Genomic DNA, 13,807 nt, shown 5'->3' with positions numbered 1-13,807 from the left:
CTCCTCATCGAACGTAGTGGAGGTCGGCAGTCATCCCGGCCTCGAAGTGGTACGCGTTGTGACAGTGAAACATCCACCGTCCTGGATTGTCGGCGTCGAAGTCGATCGCCATTTGTGTACGCGGAAGTACGATCACAGTGTCTCGGCGAAGCCCGCCGTAGGAGGGAACCGAGAACGTGTGCCCATGGGTGTGCATCGGGTGCCACATGTCGGTGTCGTTGTTCATGACGATTCGTATTCGCTCGCCCTGCTTCATTCTCAACCGACCGGCATCGGCGCCCGCCATTCCCCAGAGGTATCGATCGCCGGCCTGAATGAGATCCACCGAATACGCACGATCCGGTGCCCTCTGCTCCAGCGCTCCTGACGGGCGAAGCTCCGATTCCAGAACGAGCCGACCGCCGGAACCTGACAGCACTGCAGGCGAAGTCAGGTCGACGACCGCTACCGAATCCGGCGTCCGAAGCAGGCACGCGACGCCACCTGACTTCCCTTCCACCTTCGCGGCGATGGGCCACGAGCCGGACTGCACCGTCACCAATACGTCGTATCGCTGCGCGGGTGCGATCAGAATCTCGTCTCCGGCTGTGTAGGCAACGTCCTGCCCGTCAGCACTGACAACGGTCATCTCGTGCCCGGCGACCGAGAAACGGTACGGAGTCTCCGCCCCGGCATTGATCACCCGCAATCGAAGCCGAGTTCCGGCCGTCGCACTGACGACGAAGGGATCTTCCACAGGCCGTCCGTTGATCAGGTGCAGTGGATACGTGATGTGCGTTGCCATTCCACCGAGCGCCTCGGAATTGCCGTGACCGCTGGCGAGAAGTTCTGCGGCAGAATCAATCTCTGCATCATCGACTTCCGGTGGAGCTCCGCCGTGCCCGTGGTGTCCTCCCTGCACGTCCGGTGACAATGCGCGAAGCACTGCATCCGGGGTTGTTCCCAGCCCGTCGAGCCAGTCGTCGATCACGATGACGACGTCCTCGTCGGCTCCGGTCCGGTCGTTCGGGTCCTCGACCACGAGTGCACCGAATAACCCTCGATCGGCCTGCAATCCTGAATGGGAGTGGTACCAATATGTTCCGTGATCCGGGGCCACGAAGTCGTAGGTGAACTCGGCACCTGGTTGGATTCGTTCCTGGGTGACCGGCGGGACGCCGTCCATGTCGTTGCGGATCGCAATGCCGTGCCAGTGCACCGAGGTCTCCGTCGGAAGGTCGTTCTGCAAAAGAACGTTGAGCCGGTCTCCCTTGGAGATTCGAAGCTCCGGGCCAACTGCTTCCGCACCGTACGACCATGTGTCGACCTCTCTGGCGCCCAGACTCACCCGAGCCGGTGCAGCTGTCAGATTCCGTTCGACTGTGCGCCCGCTATGAAATCTCGCCTGTTCGGCAGCACGAACTTCGTCGTCGAACGGTGAAATCTCAGAACTGGATTCGTTCGCCGAGCCACGGCTGCACGCACTCAATGCCACAGAACCCAAAGCCGCAGAACCCACAGCCGCAGAGCCGAGCGTCACCGCTCCCCATCGCAGAGCCAGGCGCCGACTCAACGCACTCGAACTCATGCCGTCAGCGCCGTGAATTCCTGATAGCGCGTCGCGGCAACAGCTTCGGTTCCGGTGCCGGTCAGATTGCCGGCAGCCATGGCATCCATGTCCTCGATCATCCAGAAAGTGGCGAAGGGATGAGTGGCGAGCCACATGTCTCCGTTGACCTTGGCCACTCGGTTCTCCTGCACCGCTGAAAGACTCGAGAACCCGGGAACACCGGCAACCTTGCCGAACTCGTACACGCCCTCGTCGAACACGGCCACGATCCGAGCATCCTGCGCCGGGATCGCCTCGTCGGACAGGGGCGCATACGGCAGTCCTCCAGCGGCATTCGATCGCTGGGATTCCGGACGCCCGAAGCCGCTCTCCGCCAACAACAAGGACGGCGGCGCCTGCTCGGTGGTGGTGGCAAGGATTCCAGAACTGCTCATCAGCACCGACACGGTGTTCGCTTCACCACCGGACCGAGCAGAGACGTCAGCGATCTTGCCCTCCAAAGCGACAGTCAGCTTGTCGGCAACCGACTGACGATCAAAAGCGCGTCCGAAGAAGGCAAGATTCTCACGCCACGGAGTGGTGACGGCCGGGACCGGCACTGTGGGGACGGTCGACGCAAGGGAGTCGTAGTAGCTCCGATCGCCCATCGACGTGAAGATGACCAGTCCGGGATCCTGTGCGAGTACCTGCTCGATCGGGGGTGCACCGAGCGGCGGCACCGTGACCACCTCGGTACCCGCTGACGCCAAGATGTCCTGGCCGATCTCCGATCCCCACGACGTGAAGACCACGTCAGGGGTGATGCCGACGGCAAGGAGACCGAGTGCGGCGTATTCGTCGAGGGAAACAATTCGCCCGAGGTCGCCCGGAACCGACGTCTCACCGAATTCGTGGGACACAACACGCGTTCCCTCGGCAGGTTCCGTCGTCGGTCCCGCCTCACTCGAGCTACAGGCGGCCGCAGTCAGGGCAACGACACTGACCAGTAGCGAAGCACCCAGCCTCGATAGGTAACCGGGTCGCGTTTTCAACTTCATGGTGTCCTTCAGCTTCGAAAAATCGGGGGGTTCGCATAAATCCGAGCACTGCTCGGATTTGGCAAGTAAACCTCACCTAAGTTCATCCGTCAATCGCTTGCGTCGACTACGCACACCGATCCGACGCCGCTAAGCTCGGTCGGACCATGACTGCGCCATCACCTGACAAGAAGTCCGCCGCGACATCGGAGCGCCGCCGGAGTTACAACACCGGGATCACTGCGGACGCAGTGGTGACCGTGGCGTTCGGGCTCAGTCGCGAGCACGGAGTCGAGGGCTGGTCGCTGCGGCAGCTGCTCGGCGAACTCGATACGTCGTTCTCCGTCGTCTATCGACTCGTCGGAGATCGGGACGCACTCTCGGCTGCGGTGGTCGACAGTGCGGTGTCGGCCGTGAACGTGCCATCCGCACAGGAAGATTGGCGTCAATGGCTGACGCATCTGCTCTTGCAGATGCGAGAGGCCTTGATCGAGTGTCCAGGCGCGGCACAGTGGCTGCTGATGAACGGAGTTGCCACCCAGCGCAGCCGGGAACTCATGGAGGCCGGATTGGCATCGCTGATCGACGCCGGGTTCGGGGAAGAAGCCGCTCAGGCTTACACCGTCGCCTTCACCTCGACAATCACACTGATCGCCATGAACGACGCCAGGCGCATTCCCAGCGGACAGCCTTCACCCGATCACAGCGCGATGCTGGAACGACTGAGTAACGACGGACCCTCAGATCCTCGTTCATCGATGGAGACACTGATCGGGAAGTTCGCCGGTCCACCGGATGCTGCGGAAGCAACACGGGCAGAACACTATCGCTACACACTCGACCGTGTCCTCGACGGCCTCGAGGCGCGGCTGAACGCAATCAAGGAGTCACAGAAATGACCGAGGGTCGCTGTCGCAGTTGTGCGACAGCGCCCCTCGGATGAGTTGGATTCTCGATATGTCTAACGGAACAGGTTCGCGACGAACGGAATCGTGTCAGCCTGTGATTCGACCAAAGCGCCGCTGTGGTCGGTGTTGTATGTCTTGAACGTGACCGGTTCACCGTTGGCCACCAACGCTGCAACCAGCGAAAGCGCAGACGGTGCAGGGACATCCACGTCGAGCAAGCCCTGGCCGATGAAGATGGGGCGATCGTATCCACTGGTCGGTACACCCATGTAATCGTTCAGCAGACCCTGGAAGTTCGGGATCTGACTGAGCGGGCGGGAGAAGATGTCACCGAGGACCAGATCCTTGGATGCCTCGTCCAGGTCTGCGGCGCAGAGCTTTTCGGCCGAGTCGACCTTTTCCCTTCCCAAGTCGTTCAGGTAGGAATTCAAGTCGATCTCGGGGTGCGCTTCCCGCAAGCCCGCGAGGATGTAGAGCGCGTACGACGTCAACCCGCCGCCGAGGGCGATGGGAGGGAAGCCCGGACCGGCAGGCAGGAGGGTCAACTCGATGTTGGCCGGCACTCCGGTACCCACGCCACCGCGGTAGTCGAGCGAATCCCCTCCATACTCGGTTGCGTAGCGGGCCGTCGTGATGGCCGCACCGCCGCCCTGCGACTGCCCGACCACTGCCCAACGATTCGAGATCGAGGAGTCGATGACCCGTGCCGCCTTGACCGAGTCGACTACGCTGTGCGCCTCCACCTTTCCGTCGAGGTACGGCATCAGCCCTGGTGTACCCAGACCGACGTAGTCGGTGGCGACTACGGCGTAGCCCTCGGAGAGCCAACGCCCCAGGTAGGGGTAGTCGCGCTCGGGCAGGCCAGGCCCGACCAGCGAAGGGGCACAGGAATCGTCGAGTCCCGTGGTGCCGTGCGCCCACGCAATGACGGGCCAACCACCTTCCGGTGCCGGACCGGCCGGGACGTAGTACGCGCCACTGCTCAGCGCAGGCCCGCCGTTGGAACCGATGGTCCAGTACGTGAATCGCTTGGCGTCGGCGGTACCCGGAATCCACAGATCTTTCGGTAGCGGCTCACTCGACACCACAGTGCCGGTGGCTTGCGACGCGCTCGGTGCCTGCGCGGACGCGATGGGCGCAGCAACGGCGGAGCCGATCGTTGCAGCACAGAGGGCTGCGATGGATATGCGGGCAAACGACTTCGACTGGAATTTCACGTCTGACGACTCCGGTTCGTGCGGTGGGCGACCTCGTTGGACGTTATCGTAGATTTTGTTTAACCGATCGGTCAAGCAAAATCTTGCAGCTTCGTGAAAGGTATATGTCGAGATTCCGGCCCCAACTCCGACCTAGCATCGAACCGCACGAAAAAACAGTAGGAGGATGTGTCCATGGCACACGTACAGCGTTTCGACCACATCGGCATCACCGTCGCGGACCTCGAATCAGCGACGGCATTCTTCGTCGGTCTGGGTCTCGAGGTGGAGGGCACCGGATCCGTGGAGGGTGAGTTCGTGGAAACCGTCTGCGGTATCCCTGGAGCCAAGTGCGAAATCGCCATGCTGCGCCCGCCGGGCGAAGGATCACGGCTCGAGCTCTCGTCCTTCGTCACGCCCGAGCACGTACCCGGATCGCCTGCTCCGATGGCCAACGAGATCGGGATACGCAACGTGTCTTTCGAGGTGGGCGATCTCCAGGTTGCGGTCGACGCGGTGGCTGCGGACGGTTACGGACTCATCGGCGGGATCGGCGAGTACGAGAACAGCGTGCGCATGGCCTACGTCCGGGGGCCTGAAGGGATCATCGTGTCCCTGTTCGAGCAGATCGCCTGAAGCGTCACGGCATTCGGAGCGTCAGATCGCCTTCCAGGAGCTGGCCAGAGCGCCCATCGCGGCCGCGAATTCGGCGAACGCCGCGTCGATTCTGACGCGGTCACCGGTGGTCACCAGATCGAGCGTCAACCCGCGAATCTGCGCCAACACGATCGTCGCGTAGCGATCAGCGCGATCGGGTGGACATCCGTGTGCGAGCGCAGCTTCCGCCAAACCACCCAACCAGTCCCCCACCACATGGTCGAGAAACTCGCGATACCGCTCCGGATGCAACAACGCCTGTCCGTAGATCTCGAACATCAAGCGAAAGTTCGGCAACGATTCCGCTGATGTGCGCCCATTCCAGTAACTCGTCAACATCTCGACGATGTCGGTCCCGGAAGAGATGTCGAGAGAAGAGCTGTCTCGCAGGGTGGCAACTACTTCAGTGAGCAGTTGTTCCTTCGAACCGAAATGATGGATGAGTGTCGCATGACTGATCCCCAGATCCTTGGCCAATGGCCGCATGGACAGTTCACCGACGCCGTTCGCCGTGACGTACGCGGTTACCTGCTCGAGCAATTCGGCACGGCGATGCTGGTAACGCAGTTTCCGGCCGTCGACCGGCGTGCTGTCCTCCACCTGCAGGAGCCTACGCAGTACCGGAAACACAGCAGTACTGGAAACACAGCAGAACCGGAAACACGGCAGAACCGGTTACACGGTGACGTGGTGGCGATCCGATCGACTGATCGTCACAGCGGCGACGACAACTCCGATCACCACGCCGATGAGAGTGTCCGCGACGCGAGCCACTGCCGCTTCGGTCCCGATCGGAGCACTGAAACCGATGAGGAGCAGTGCCATCGGGGTGACGGCCAGTGATGTCAGTGCATAGTTCTTGATCACGAGCAGCTCAGCAGCAGTCTGCAGAATCACGACCACGGCAACCGCTTGCCAGTAGCCGAGCGTCAATGCGATGAGAGCAGCAGCGACGACGGCGCCACCGACATTTCCCACCAACCGCTGAATCCCACGCTGGACGGTCTGCTTGTAGTTCAGCCCCTGCATCGCGGCGATGGCACCCATCGACGCCCAGAGCGGATGCTCCAACCCGGCTCCCGCCGCGAGCCAACCGGCCAGAGCCGACGCTGCCACGATGCGGAGAGCATTCATCCGCACCGGGCGCGAATACAGCCGATTCAATCCTTCGAGAAAATAGCCTTCGGGCGCGGCCAGGTTCTTTGCCGGTGCGAGATCGTGTTCGATCATGCTGGAACGCTTGAGCTTCCGAAGCTCCTTCTCGTGCCGAGCAATGTTGCGAATCAGGGTGGCGTCGCCGTGCAACTGCCACTCCTGAACTGCCGCTTCTGCTTCGTCGAGCACCGCCACCAGTTCGCGTCCGTGATCGACGGTCGACTTGATCCGGCCACTCGACGCAATAACCAAGCGGGCGTTGGCAATCGATCCGAGCGCCGGTTCCACTCCGTCTGCGCCGGACTGTTCGAGACGCCCCACCGCAGAAACTGCACGGGCAACTGCCAGGCGGGCAGGTCCCATCGGCAGTACGAGCGCTGGGAGCATCGCGGCCGCCCAACCGACCAGAACTCCGAGCGCACCGGCAGTGACCAACCGCGCCAAATCATCAACGCTGGAGGCATATCCGGCTGCACCGGTCGCCGCGAAGACGAGGATGACGGGCCCTGGTCCGGTGATCCGGAAGCCCGACATGAAGCAGTACGACGCACCCGCAAGCAAAGAGAGAATGCCGATCTGCAACCACATCGGAACGCCCGCGACACCCATGGCGCCGCCGAAGGCAATCGAAACCACCAGTGCAGCACCCACCATTGCCAGCTTGCCGGCCAACCGTGGATACGGCTCGTACCTGCCGAACGCGGCACACAGCGCACCCAAGGCCGCGAAGCCGGCCAATTCCCGATGCCCGAGCAGTCCGCCGACCACGAGGACTACGGCGGTGGCGAGTCCGACTCTGATCGCCGGGGCGATGGTCGCGTCCGCGGATCCGATACGAAAAGCCGCTCGCCACGTCGCCCCGGAGACGGTATGTGCAATGGCCTCACTCGAATGAGTGAGACGGCTGGGCGTCCTGGCTGCGGTTTCGGTTCGAGGCACCCACCCAGCATACATTTATTTCACTAGTAAATTACTTGTGAAGTAATGTGAAATCTGTCGCTAAGATGGGGCCATGGGCGCGGCGAACAGATCCGAAGACGACTTCATCGACAAAGTCCGTCGCGAATGGAAGCGCGCCTACCCCGAGTTCGACACTGCTCCCGTCGAAGTGATGGGCCGGATCGCCCGCATCAACGCGCAGTCTCTTCACCAGCTCGACCGGGCGCTGGCGTCCAGCGGGGTCTCTCGAGCCGAATTCGACGTGATGAGCGCACTCGCTCGCAGTGACCGTCCCCTGCGGGCGAGCGAGGTCACCGCCGTCACGATGGTCAGCGGCGCCGCCACCACAAAACACGCAGACCGCCTGGCCAAGCTGGGCTTTGTCGAGCGTCAACGTTTCGAACACGACGGGCGGGTGGTTCTGCTTCAACTCACCGATGCCGGTCGCGCATTGGTCGAGGCAGAGTTTCCCCGACGCGTCGAGCGAGACCGTCAAGTACTCACCGGACTCGACGAGGACGAACGTGCCCAACTGACGGCACTGCTCAAACGCATCTCACTCAACATCGACTCGGGGATCTGGGACTGACCTACTTCGGCAGCGGCACGTTCTGCAAGCGCACCTGACCGCGCGCCACCTCTTTCCCCGATTCCGGATCGGTGATGACCACCGACCACAACTGCTGAACGCGTCCCTGCTGTATCGGCACAGCCACGACGTCCACGCGCCCACCCGTACGCGCCCGCAGGAAATCCGTTCCGTTGTGCACTCCGACGGCAAATTCGCCACGGTCCGCCACTGCAGTGCTGGCCCCGATGCTCGCGGCGGACTCGACGGCGGTCGTGTAGACACCGCCGTGGACTACGCCCCACGGCGTGTGATGCTCCTCGGACAGATCGATGTGCCCGACAACCTTCGTGCCGGACATCTCGTCCAGTTGCAATCCGGCAGCGCTGACAAATCCGCTTGCTGCCTCGAGATTCAATTCCGTCATGACGACCCCTCATCTGCTCCGTTGGATTTCTCGACCTACCTTCCGCCCTCGAATACATGCCGTCAAGTGCTAAGTTGGAATTCCCAACTAACATTTCCAACTAACAGGGGCCCAGAGATGACGGCGACAAAAGGACGCAACTGCTCCATCGCCAACGCCTTGGAGGTCGTCGGCGAGAAGTGGTCACTGTTGGTGCTCAGAGAAATCGCCCTCGGGCAACGACGGTTCGACGAGATCGCCGCGGGCACGGGTGCGAGCCGCGACATCCTCGCCGCGCGTCTACGCACCCTTGTCGACGCCGACGTCCTCACGAAGCGACGCTACGAAGACCATCCACCGCGCTACGAATACGTCGCCACCGAATCAGGGAAGGCGCTCTATCCCATTCTGATGGCGCTCATGGAATGGGGGGACGCCTTTGCGACGACGGGTCCACCGCCAACCGTCGTCGAACACCGTTGCGGTGAGATCCTGCACGCCCAAGTTGTGTGCGCGCACTGCAAAGAGCCGCTGGCCGCCAAAGACGCGCATGTAGTCGAACTCTCGCCGCCTACTCGATAGCGTCAGCGTCCGGGCGGAAACCCGCCTGTTGCGATCGGACCCCAGGAGTCGACGGTGACGCGGATCAGGCTCTTACCCTGCTTGCGCATGGCTTCGCGGTACTCGTCCCAGTCCGGATGATCACCGGCGATGGATCGGTAGTAGTCGACCAACGGTTCCACCGAGTCCGGGAGGTCGATCAACTCCGCGGTTCCGTTCACCTGGACGTACGGGCCATTCCACTCGTCGGAGTGGATACACAGAGACACCGCCGGGGTGCGGCGGACATTCGCGGCCTTGGCCCGTTCCGGGTACGTGGAGATGACGATCCGACCCTCGTCGTCGACCCCGCACGTCACCGGAGAGATCTGCAGCTCGCCGGATCTCTTCACCGTGACGAACGTGGCCCGATGGCGCGGCCTGATGAACTCGAGGAGTTCGGCAAACGACACACGATCTGCGCTGGCGATCTTGGACATGACCTCAGCCTAATTCGATTTACGAACTGACGCTCAGGGCATCTCGATGGTCTGAGCACGTGCGATTTCGTCGATTGCACGAATAATGTACGCGCTCTGAGCTTTCTTCACTCCGGTCGACAAACTCCCGATGACCAGAACCGCCGAACGCAGGTACGCGCCGTGCCCGATGCGGAACGAATCGTCTTCCAGATCCGAAATCCCGAGCGCCCCGGTGTAGACCGCAGCGAGCGCCTGCACGTCCAGATCCGGCAGCCACACGATCGTGGACTTGGCGCAGGCGGTGAGCGCATCCTGCACGTCCTCGCTGGACAAGCCGTCCGGATGCGTGTCCTCGAGCAATTCGCGCACGATCGCCGCGTGAACCGAGCTGACCTGCTCGAACGAGAGCCCGCGCAGTTCCTCGACAGCCACGAGTAGTCCGTCACGATTTGCCGCTCGCACCGCGGCGAGTGCGTCGGCCGTGGCATCGGCGATGTCACGGGCGACCTTCGGCCAATGCGTCGGCCAGCTCTGTTCTGGCGTCCGCTGTTCTGGCGTCATCGTGGTATCTCCTCGGTCCTCGTGTTCATGCGGAAGCCTTCCACATCCCACCGACAGGCCAGGCGATCCGTCAGCGCAGCCGCTCCAACAAGGACATTGCGTTGTGCGGCGCAAAGCCTTTCATGTCGTTGTCGAAGTAGACGTACACGTCGAGGCCCTCGTCCATCCAATCCCGAAAGCGCTTGGACCACTTGTCCAGAGCTTCGTCGGTGTACCCACTCGCATACAGTTCCTTGTCCCCGTGCATCCGCACATAGACAAAATCGGCAGTAGGAGTGGTGATGCGGGGATACCTGCCGGCTGTGTCTGCGACGACAAAACCGATGGAGTGCTCGCGCATCAGGTCCACGGCTTCGTCGGTCTCGAAGCTGGCGTGCCGCGCTTCCACCGCGTAGCGAATCGGCACGTCCCTCTCGGTCTGGGCGAACACTCGGTCTTCGGTGAGTTTGTCGTCGTGCTGTGCTGCCAGATCGGCTGCAGCCTGAGTGGTACGGGGAAGACCGTCGAAGAAGTCGGCCAATCGCTGCGATTCGAACTGCAGCGTCGGAGGTAGTTGCCACAGAATCGGCCCGAGCTTGGGGCCGAGGGCGAGCGTTCCGGCGGCAAAGAAGTTGGCGAGTCCGTCACGGGCGTCGAGCAGCCGTTTCATGTGTGTGATGTACCGGCCGCCCTTGATCGCGAACACGAAATCTTCGGGAGTTTCGCTGCGCCATTTGGTGTAGCTTTCCGGCTTCTGCAGCGCGTAGAACGAGCCGTTGATCTCGATCGACGTCAATCTCTCTGCGGCATAAGACAATTCTTTGCGGTGAGCAAGACCTTTCGGATAGAAATCTCCGCGCCACGCGGGATACGTCCACCCGGAGATACCTACCCGAATATCTGCCATCGATTCAGACTAAGCGGCACTCGAGCGTTTTGGCACTCCGTGTTTCAAACTCCGGCGCTGAGCGCGACGGATACCGGTACGACGGTCAGGCACACCACCGCACCGATGAACAACGCGATCACGAGGCGACGGTCCCACTTTCCGCGTGCACCACTGGCAGCGAGAATGAAGATCACAAAACCTACACACACGGACACGATAGTCACGATCACCGGAGTTCCAACCATGCCGTGATTGTCCCCTACCCATTGCCACCGAGCGCCCTACGGGTACACGATCGAAGTACCCATCCCGAGCTAGGAGTGGAAATGCCGAAATACCTCTGGCAAGTGACGTACTCACCCTCCGGCGCCGCCGGTCTGCAGCAGGAGGGAGGCACTGCGCGGCGCGACGCGATAACGCGAATGGTCGAAAGCATCGGTGGCACTGTCGAATCCTGCCACTTCGCACTGGGCGGTCACGACATGTTCGTGATCGGCAACCTGCCGGACGACGTCGCGGCAGCCGCATTGAGCATTCGCACGGCTGCGGCAGGTGCAGCACGCTCGGAGTCGATCACACTGCTCACGCCGGAGCAGATCGACGAGGCAGTCAAGCGACCGACCGACTACCGCGCGCCGGGCAAATGACGACGGAAGGAATAGATCCCGGCAGCAGCCGAGTTGCACCCGCTGTGACGGAGACTACGAAAACACCTGACCTGGGCACCTACGGAATCTGGCGAGGAGCGGCTGGTTTGCCGCCCGAGCTGGGAACTGCGATCGAGAAACTCGGTTTCGGCACCATCTGGATCGGCGGCTCCCCACGCGCCGATCTACGGATCGCCGAGAAACTTCTCGACGCGACCGAGCACATCACCGTGGCAACCGGAATCGTCAACATCTGGTCCTCACCTGCGGCTGAGGTGGCGGAGTCCTATCACCGACTCGAAGCCGCGCACCCGGGGCGATTCCTGCTCGGCGTAGGCGTCGGACATCCGGAGGCGACCGGCGACTACACCAAGCCGTACGCCTCACTCGTGTCGTACCTCGACGAACTCGACGCGGCCCAGGTCCCGGAATCGCGGCGCGTCCTCGCCGCACTGGGGCCGAAGGTGTTGAAACTGTCCGCCGCTCGCGCCGCCGGCGCGCATCCGTACCTGACCACCCCCGAACACACGGCCGAAGCTCGCGAAATCCTCGGCCCTTCGAAGATCCTGGCCCCCGAGCACAAGGTTGTCCTGGAAACCGATCCGGAGAAGGCCAGAGCAATCGGTCGCCCCGCCGTCGCCAACCCGTATCTGTATCTGCGCAACTACACGAGCAATCTCGAGCGCCTCGGTTTTGCGCCCGAAGAGTTGGCCAACGAGGGGAACGATCGCGTCATCGACGCCCTGGTTGCGCGGGGTACCGCGAAGTCCATCGCGGATCGACTTCGGGAGCATGTCGCGGCGGGTGCCGATCACGTTGCGATCCAAGCACTTCCCGCCGAAGGTGATCCGATCGCGACCTACGAAGCACTGGCCGCCGAACTCTTCGACTGACCGGGCAACCCTTGACTTGGATAAGTAGTGTCCGAGTATACTTGGACACGACTTATCCAAGTAAAGGAGAAAACATGAAGATCGTCATTTTCGGAAGCGGACTCATCGGAAGCCAGGTCGCCGCCAAGCTCGCTGACGCCGGGCACGACGTGAAGGCGCTCGGTCGCGGCGACGGGATCGACATCACCACCGGCGCAGGTATCGCCGAGGCAGTCGAGGGTGCCGACGTCGTCGTGGATCTGACCAATTCCCCGTCGTGGTCGGACGACGACGTCTTGGCCTTCTTCCGCGACGGAACCGGCCACATCCTCGCCGCGGAAGAGAAGGCAGGCGTCGGGCACCACGTCATACTGTCCATCGTGGGTGCCGATCGACTGCCCGATTCCGGGTACATGCGAGCCAAGGTCGCCCAGGAAGACCTGGTCAAAGCGGGCCCGACCCCCTACACGATCGTCCGATCGACCCAATTCTTCGAGTTCGTCGCCGGAATCGCCGACGCGGGAACCACCGACGGCGCCGTCCACGCAACGCCGGGACATCTGCAACCCATCGCGTCTAGAGACGTCGTGTCCCACGTCGCCGAGGTAGTGATCGGCGCGCCGCAAAACGGCACGGTCGAGATTGCCGGACCCGAACCGCTGGGCATCGACGAACTGGTCCGGCGCTTGTTCCTCGTCACCGGCGACAAGCGTTCGGTTATCTCCGATCCCGAAGCCGGCTACTTCGGCGCGAAACTCGACAACTCGGCACTGACCCCGACACCCGGTGCAGATGCATGGATCGCGCCGACAACATACGACGCGTGGCTTGCCGAGAAGGCCTGACGTCGACAACTCGAGCGACGTCCGGCCCGCACCGCTTTCCGCGGCATCGATAGAGTCCAATCATGAAGCTTTCCGGAGGCGTGGAGTGGTCACTCCACTGCTGCGTGGTTCTGAGCCAGTCCGAAGGGCCGGTACCCACAGCCAGACTCGCCGAACTTCACGGGGTGTCGAAGACATACCTGGCGAAGCATCTGCGAGCGCTCGCGCACGCCGGTCTGGTCAATCCGACCGAGGGCCGAGACGGCGGGTACGTTCTCACCCGGGCTCCCGAGAAGATCACCGTTCTCGACGTCGTACAGGCCGTTGACGGCACCGAACCTGCGTTCCGGTGCACGGAGATTCGACAGCAAGGAATCCTCGCCGCCCCACCGGAACAGTGCCGTTCCGCCTGCGGAATCGCCAAGGTCATGGCCGACGCCGAAAAAGCCTGGCGCGCATCACTGTCGGGGGTCACTATTGCAGATCTTGCTGCAACCCTGGACCTTCCGGCACTCAGAAAGATCCTGACCACACCGATCACACCCTAGAGCAGCCCACACCCCACGAGACGGCAATCCATCGTTCAACTATCGGGTACCTTGTTCGGGGATCAAATCTT

At 62.3% G+C, this 13,807-nt stretch carries 18 protein-coding genes; 8 read left to right on the top strand and 10 right to left on the bottom strand.

Going from position 1 to position 13,807, the window contains the following annotated elements; translation table 11 throughout:
- Window positions 1-4: 4 nt before the first annotated feature.
- On the bottom strand, window positions 5-1,567 hold the full coding sequence (locus tag ABIE52_RS25635) for a multicopper oxidase family protein (protein WP_050656041.1): 1,563 nt from the start codon (window positions 1,565-1,567) through the stop codon (window positions 5-7).
- Window positions 1,564-2,448 (bottom strand): ABC transporter substrate-binding protein, encoded by an 885-nt coding sequence (locus tag ABIE52_RS25630; RefSeq protein WP_232319092.1) that lies wholly within the window; start codon window positions 2,446-2,448, stop codon window positions 1,564-1,566. The genes ABIE52_RS25635 and ABIE52_RS25630 overlap by 4 nt, the downstream gene beginning before the upstream one ends.
- A 284-nt stretch (window positions 2,449-2,732) precedes the next feature.
- On the opposite strand from ABIE52_RS25630, the gene ABIE52_RS25625 reads away from it, so the two are divergent.
- Entirely contained in the window at window positions 2,733-3,464 is a 732-nt protein-coding gene (locus ABIE52_RS25625; protein WP_192712168.1) for a TetR/AcrR family transcriptional regulator, read from the top strand.
- A gap of 62 nt (window positions 3,465-3,526) precedes the next feature.
- Here the strand turns inward: ABIE52_RS25625 and ABIE52_RS25620 are convergent, their stop codons facing one another.
- Window positions 3,527-4,690, bottom strand: a complete 1,164-nt coding sequence (locus ABIE52_RS25620) for an alpha/beta hydrolase family protein (RefSeq protein ID WP_007729711.1) — start codon at window positions 4,688-4,690, stop codon at window positions 3,527-3,529.
- Between the two features lie 174 nt (window positions 4,691-4,864).
- Here ABIE52_RS25620 and ABIE52_RS25615 point away from each other — a divergent pair, with 174 nt between their 5' ends.
- A complete protein-coding gene (locus tag ABIE52_RS25615; RefSeq protein WP_007729713.1) occupies window positions 4,865-5,305 on the top strand; it encodes a VOC family protein in 441 nt (146 codons plus the stop codon).
- Between the two features lie 21 nt (window positions 5,306-5,326).
- On the opposite strand, the gene ABIE52_RS25610 is transcribed toward ABIE52_RS25615, so the two are convergent.
- Both ABIE52_RS25610 and ABIE52_RS25605 read right to left on the bottom strand, forming a co-directional pair.
- A complete protein-coding gene (locus ABIE52_RS25610; protein WP_030536496.1) occupies window positions 5,327-5,926 on the bottom strand; it encodes a TetR/AcrR family transcriptional regulator in 600 nt (199 codons plus the stop codon).
- Window positions 5,927-6,001: 75 nt separating this feature from the next.
- On the bottom strand, window positions 6,002-7,435 hold the full coding sequence (locus tag ABIE52_RS25605; protein ID WP_192712167.1) for an FUSC family protein: 1,434 nt from the start codon (window positions 7,433-7,435) through the stop codon (window positions 6,002-6,004).
- Between the two features lie 58 nt (window positions 7,436-7,493).
- On the opposite strand from ABIE52_RS25605, the gene ABIE52_RS25600 reads away from it, so the two are divergent.
- Window positions 7,494-8,009: a MarR family winged helix-turn-helix transcriptional regulator gene (locus tag ABIE52_RS25600; protein WP_003940222.1), complete on the top strand. Its 516-nt coding sequence runs from the start codon at window positions 7,494-7,496 to the stop codon at window positions 8,007-8,009.
- A gap of 1 nt (window position 8,010) precedes the next feature.
- Here ABIE52_RS25600 and ABIE52_RS25595 read toward each other — a convergent pair whose 3' ends face one another.
- Window positions 8,011-8,415 (bottom strand): PaaI family thioesterase, encoded by a 405-nt coding sequence (locus ABIE52_RS25595; protein WP_192712166.1) that lies wholly within the window; start codon window positions 8,413-8,415, stop codon window positions 8,011-8,013.
- A 117-nt stretch (window positions 8,416-8,532) separates the two neighbouring features.
- Between ABIE52_RS25595 and ABIE52_RS25590 the strand changes: the two genes are divergently transcribed.
- Complete coding sequence (locus tag ABIE52_RS25590) at window positions 8,533-8,976, top strand: winged helix-turn-helix transcriptional regulator (RefSeq protein WP_075834550.1); 444 nt, start codon at window positions 8,533-8,535, stop codon at window positions 8,974-8,976.
- Between the two features lie 2 nt (window positions 8,977-8,978).
- Here ABIE52_RS25590 and ABIE52_RS25585 read toward each other — a convergent pair whose 3' ends face one another.
- From ABIE52_RS25585 to ABIE52_RS25570, 4 genes are all read right to left on the bottom strand, one after another.
- Complete coding sequence (locus tag ABIE52_RS25585; protein WP_050656047.1) at window positions 8,979-9,434, bottom strand: PPOX class F420-dependent oxidoreductase; 456 nt, start codon at window positions 9,432-9,434, stop codon at window positions 8,979-8,981.
- A gap of 33 nt (window positions 9,435-9,467) precedes the next feature.
- Window positions 9,468-9,977 carry a hypothetical protein gene (locus ABIE52_RS25580; RefSeq protein WP_003940463.1) on the bottom strand — a complete coding sequence of 170 codons (510 nt, stop codon included), beginning with the start codon at window positions 9,975-9,977 and terminating at the stop codon, window positions 9,468-9,470.
- A gap of 70 nt (window positions 9,978-10,047) precedes the next feature.
- Window positions 10,048-10,863 carry a DUF72 domain-containing protein gene (locus tag ABIE52_RS25575; protein ID WP_030536491.1) on the bottom strand — a complete coding sequence of 272 codons (816 nt, stop codon included), beginning with the start codon at window positions 10,861-10,863 and terminating at the stop codon, window positions 10,048-10,050.
- A 44-nt stretch (window positions 10,864-10,907) separates the two neighbouring features.
- The gene (locus tag ABIE52_RS25570) at window positions 10,908-11,090 is read right to left on the bottom strand and encodes a hypothetical protein (protein WP_192712165.1); all 183 of its coding nucleotides are present in this window, start codon (window positions 11,088-11,090) and stop codon (window positions 10,908-10,910) included.
- A gap of 81 nt (window positions 11,091-11,171) precedes the next feature.
- Here ABIE52_RS25570 and ABIE52_RS25565 point away from each other — a divergent pair, with 81 nt between their 5' ends.
- From ABIE52_RS25565 to ABIE52_RS25550, 4 genes are all read left to right on the top strand, one after another.
- Window positions 11,172-11,492, top strand: a complete 321-nt coding sequence (locus ABIE52_RS25565; RefSeq protein WP_007729728.1) for a GYD domain-containing protein — start codon at window positions 11,172-11,174, stop codon at window positions 11,490-11,492.
- A 44-nt stretch (window positions 11,493-11,536) separates the two neighbouring features.
- Window positions 11,537-12,385 carry an LLM class F420-dependent oxidoreductase gene (locus ABIE52_RS25560; protein ID WP_030536489.1) on the top strand — a complete coding sequence of 283 codons (849 nt, stop codon included), beginning with the start codon at window positions 11,537-11,539 and terminating at the stop codon, window positions 12,383-12,385.
- A 74-nt stretch (window positions 12,386-12,459) separates the two neighbouring features.
- Window positions 12,460-13,209 (top strand): SDR family oxidoreductase, encoded by a 750-nt coding sequence (locus ABIE52_RS25555; RefSeq protein WP_007729730.1) that lies wholly within the window; start codon window positions 12,460-12,462, stop codon window positions 13,207-13,209.
- A 62-nt stretch (window positions 13,210-13,271) separates the two neighbouring features.
- Window positions 13,272-13,736, top strand: a complete 465-nt coding sequence (locus ABIE52_RS25550) for an RrF2 family transcriptional regulator (RefSeq protein ID WP_039973110.1) — start codon at window positions 13,272-13,274, stop codon at window positions 13,734-13,736.
- Window positions 13,737-13,807: the final 71 nt, after the last annotated feature.

This window comes from Rhodococcus sp. OAS809 (assembly GCF_040546695.1).
Classification (GTDB): domain Bacteria; phylum Actinomycetota; class Actinomycetes; order Mycobacteriales; family Mycobacteriaceae; genus Rhodococcus_F; species Rhodococcus_F qingshengii.
This window is presented reverse-complemented; position numbering and strand designations above follow the sequence as displayed.